We start from the raw sequence: 3,867 nt of genomic DNA, 5'->3' as shown, positions 1-3,867 counted from the left end.
AGCGCCACCGTTCCGGCGACCGAGGCCACATCGATGCGTTCTGGCACCCGGCTCGCCACGACTTCGATCGCCTGCCGCAGTTGGGGGTGAACGGATTCCGGCTGCTGTGCCCCGCAAAGCTGATCGACGAGAAATCCCGCAGCGGCGTACGGACCGTCGGTATCTAGCACCGCGGCCGTTGTCTCGGCTATCTGCTGCCCATCATCGACAATCCAGACACCGTCGCGCGCCATGGCGTTCAGGGCGATGCCCTGCGGGGTCTGCAGACCGAGGTAGAGCGTCAATGCCCCGGATTCCGAATCCGATCGCACGGCGTGGCGCGCTCCGCTGGCGATCACGACCAGCCGGCACATCTCGCGTGTGTTGCCGTCCTGGGTAACCGTTAATGGACCGCGCCTGCCGGCCGTGACCTGGACCGCGGCGTGGTGGTGCAGGGCAAGGTCGGAGAACCCGCCGGCAACCATGAGCCGGCCCGGCTCCAGCTCCCAGACCTGCATGCCGCCACTTTAGCGCTGGGCAGGGGTTTCGCCGGCCTCGCTGGGATCGGTCAGCCACGGAACCCGGCACGCGTCACCGGAATTGAAGCCCTGCTCGGTGATGCCCAGTGCGGTGTTCATCCGGGCCCGCATGTTTTCCGTCCCTATCTGATACGTCAGCTCGATCACGCCGTTCTCGCCGAAGCGGGTCCGTAGATCGGCTACCTGCTCGTCGGTGACGCTGTGCGGATCGGTGGTCATCGCGTCGGCATAGGCGATCGCGGCTCGCTCATCATCGGTGAAACGTGGTGAAGTGGCGTAGTTCTCGATGTCCTTGATGCGCTCGACGTCCAGTCCGTCGAGGCGCAGCAGCATCGACCCGAAGTCGACGCACCACGAGCAGCCGACGGTGCGCGCAGTCCAGAGCACCGCCAGCTCGCGCACGCTGGTCGGCAGCTTGCTCGAGGCCGACTGCAGCATCGTCTCGTGGACGGCGTACGAGACCAGCAGCCGAGGGTGGTGCGCGACGACGGCGAAGGGCTCGGGGACTTCGCCAAAGCGCCGCTTCGTGTAGCGGTACATCGCGCGAAGCAGCCAGCTGGCCCGTTGCGGGGGCAGGGGTGCGATGCGGGTTTTCTGTGTCATGCCAATCAGACGGCACAGCCGCAGAAATCGTGACGCCGATGGCGAACCGACATTTGTATTCGTTATTCGTGTTGTAAGTACGCCACATTTCCGGATCCGTTGGCGTATAAAATTCACGCGAGTCTAGAAACCGCTCACGGGGCTAAAGCGGGGGCTTGGTCAGCGAGGCGACATGGATGTCGACACTGCACCTGACACCCATCGATCGTCGATGACGGCTGCGCCCGACGCATGTCCAGGCCGCGGAGTTCTTGTGGGCGCGTTCGCCGTGCTTGACGCGCTCGCTCATGCGGACGACGGGTTGGGCCTGACCGCGCTGGCCCGTGCCTGCGGATTGGCGAAAACGTCGACGTATCGGCTCGCCGAACAATTGGTCGCCCTCGGGGCGGTGCAGTGTATCGAGCATCGTTACTACATCGGGGCGCTGATCGGGCGCATCGGGCAACGGTGGCAACCTGATCCGTTGTTGCGCAGGGCTGCGCAGGGACCGGTGCACAACTTGTCGGCGCAGGCGGGCGCGATGGCGTCGCTGCGGATCCTGCACGAAGAACGCCTTCGTCTGATTTGTGCGACGGCAGCGCGTGGTCAGGCCTACATTACCGACCCGGCGGACCGCGAACTGGTCGCCCGCACCGCCACCGGCCGGGTCTTGTATGCGGCGCAGGCCGGCGATGACGTCGCATTGCCCGATTGCTGGCCGCAGGGGGAATGGCGACGGTTGCGTGAGTCAGTCCGCGAGCCCGGCGCGACCGTGACCGACCGCCAGGACGCCTTCCCCGGGATCTGCTGTGTGTCCGCGCCGGTGTGGTGGCCGGATGGAACCTGCGCCGGCGCGGTCACGGTTCTGGTGCTTTCGCCGACGCTGCCGCCGCGTCTGCCAGACTTGGTCTCGCACGCCGCCCGCCGCGTCGGCACGGCGCTGGCGTCGACAACCCAATAGCACCCGCACCCCCGGTCGCGGTCCGTTAGCCGGACCGACCTCTTGTCACGTCACGGGTGCCGGGTATGCGATCGTGCTTCGGAGGAACCATGGTTGGTGCCGCAGCTGACAACCCAATTACCGGGGAATCGCACGCCACGCCGGCGATCACCGTCACGCGGGTCGGTGTGGTGATCGGCGCCGGCTTTCTGCCCGACCGCGAAGTGACCGTCAGGATCACTCGCCCCGGAGAGGGCGTCAGCGACTACGTCACTTACACATCGGACCACGTCGGCGGCCTTCATGCAGAGCTGCCGGCCACGGCTCTCGAAGGGATACTGCAGATCGCGGCCACCGACCATCGCCCGGACCCGGATGGCCCGTGCGGGCGGATCTGGAGCAACACCTGCACGCTCACCTTCATTGGCGGCTGAGTGATCCGGCATCCGGAGCGCTCGGTTGGCAACCGTGCGGTCCGCTGAGTGGACCAGCCGCGCTTCAGCGGGTGAACATCAACGCGCGCTTGACCTCTTGGATCGCCTTGGTCACCTCGATGCCCCGCGGGCAGGCGTCGGTGCAGTTGAACGTGGTGCGGCAGCGCCATACCCCGTCGACCTCGTTAAGGATGTCGAGCCGCTCGGCCGCGGCCTCGTCGCGGCTGTCGAAGATGAAGCGGTGCGCGTTGACGATGGCCGCCGGACCGAAGTAGCTGCCTTCGTTCCAGAACACCGGGCAGCTCGTGGTGCACGCCGCGCACAGGATGCACTTGGTGGTGTCGTCGTAGCGGGCGCGGTCGGTCTGGCTTTGAATGCGTTCCCGCGTCGGGGGGTTGCCGCTGGTGATCAGGTATGGCTTGACCGCGCGATAGGCGTCGAAGAACGGCTCCATGTCGACGATCAAGTCTTTTTCCACCGGCAGTCCGCGGATCGGCTCGACGGTGATGGTCAGGTCCTTGCGGGGCTTGCTGGGCAGCAGGTCGCGCATCAGCATCTTGCAGGCCAGCCGGTTGACGCCGTTGATCCGCATCGCGTCGGAGCCGCACACGCCGTGGGCGCAGGACCGCCGGAACGTCAGCGTGCCGTCCAAGTAACTCTTGATATAGATCAGCAGATTGAGCAGACGGTCGGTGGGCAGGCACGGTACCCGAAAGCTCTGCCAGCCAGCGGAATCCGCGTACTGATCCGGGTTTTCCGGATTGAAGCGGGCGATCCGCAGCGTCACCATCACCGAGCCCTCGGGTATCGCGGGCAGCGGCGGGTCACCGGCGGGGGCGTCCTGGCTTACCTCGTCTTTTGGCACTGACGTCATCAGTACTTCCGCTCCTTGGGTTCGTAACGGGTCTGCACTACGGGTTTGAAATCCAGCCGGATGTCGCTGAGCAGATCGGTGCCCTGCTTATCGGTCCCAATTTCTTTGTAGGCCATGGTGTGCCGCATGTAGTTGACGTCGTCACGGTTGGGGTAGTCCTCGCGCGCGTGCCCGCCACGGGATTCCTTCCGGTTCAACGCGCCGACGACGGTGACTTCGGCGAGCTCCAGCAGGAAGCCCAGCTCGATCGCTTCCAGCAGGTCGCTGTTGAATCGCTTTCCCTTGTCGTGCACAGAGATTCGTGCGTATCGTTCCTTGAGGGAGTGAATATCGGTGAGCGCCTGTTTGAGCGTCTCCTCGGTGCGGAACACCGCGGCGTTGTTGTCCATCGTCTGCTGCAGCGCGCCCCGAATGTCGGCGACCCGCTCGTTGCCGTGCTCGGACAGGATGTCGCCGACCCAGCCGATCACCATCGTGGCCGGGTCGGGTGGCATGTCGACGAACTCGTGGCCCTTGGCG

The 3,867-nt window shown here is 65.5% G+C and carries 4 protein-coding genes and 2 pseudogenes; 2 read left to right on the top strand and 4 right to left on the bottom strand.

Annotated elements, in window-relative coordinates:
* Both VN856_RS19405 and VN856_RS19400 read right to left on the bottom strand, forming a co-directional pair.
* Positions 1 to 497, bottom strand: a 497-nt coding sequence (locus VN856_RS19405) for a hypothetical protein (protein ID WP_325691949.1), incomplete at its 3' end; no start/stop codon positions are given.
* A 9-nt stretch (positions 498 to 506) separates the two neighbouring features.
* Positions 507 to 1,133 (bottom strand): annotated as a pseudogene (locus VN856_RS19400) (carboxymuconolactone decarboxylase family protein); the annotation flags it as partial.
* A gap of 160 nt (positions 1,134 to 1,293) precedes the next feature.
* Here VN856_RS19400 and VN856_RS19395 point away from each other — a divergent pair.
* Entirely contained in the window at positions 1,294 to 2,061 is a 768-nt protein-coding gene (locus tag VN856_RS19395; RefSeq protein WP_325691947.1) for an IclR family transcriptional regulator, read from the top strand.
* Between the two features lie 89 nt (positions 2,062 to 2,150).
* Complete coding sequence (locus tag VN856_RS19390) at positions 2,151 to 2,474, top strand: hypothetical protein (protein ID WP_325691945.1); 324 nt, start codon at positions 2,151 to 2,153, stop codon at positions 2,472 to 2,474.
* Positions 2,475 to 2,538: 64 nt separating this feature from the next.
* On the opposite strand, the gene VN856_RS19385 is transcribed toward VN856_RS19390, so the two are convergent.
* Together VN856_RS19385 and VN856_RS19380 are read right to left on the bottom strand one after the other, a co-directional pair.
* Positions 2,539 to 3,348: a succinate dehydrogenase iron-sulfur subunit gene (locus tag VN856_RS19385; protein WP_325691943.1), complete on the bottom strand. Its 810-nt coding sequence runs from the start codon at positions 3,346 to 3,348 to the stop codon at positions 2,539 to 2,541.
* A pseudogene (locus VN856_RS19380) lies at positions 3,348 to 3,867 on the bottom strand (succinate dehydrogenase/fumarate reductase flavoprotein subunit); the annotation flags it as partial. The pseudogene VN856_RS19380 and the gene VN856_RS19385, both read right to left, overlap by 1 nt.

The organism is Mycobacterium sp. (genome assembly GCF_035603715.1).
In the GTDB taxonomy this organism is placed as follows: Bacteria; Actinomycetota; Actinomycetes; order Mycobacteriales; family Mycobacteriaceae; genus Mycobacterium.
The sequence above is the reverse complement of the archived record's forward strand: the minus strand, read 5'-3'. Positions and strand labels throughout refer to the sequence as shown.

Bases quoted from the DNA above. Each gene is read 5' to 3' on its own strand.
- VN856_RS19385 (WP_325691943.1), bottom strand. From the start codon at position 3,348: ATGACGTCAGTGCCAAAAGACGAGGTAAGCCAGGACGCCCCCGCCGGT.
- VN856_RS19395 (WP_325691947.1), top strand. From the start codon at position 1,294: ATGGATGTCGACACTGCACCTGACACCCATCGATCGTCGATGACGGCT.
- VN856_RS19390 (WP_325691945.1), top strand. From the start codon at position 2,151: ATGGTTGGTGCCGCAGCTGACAACCCAATTACCGGGGAATCGCACGCC.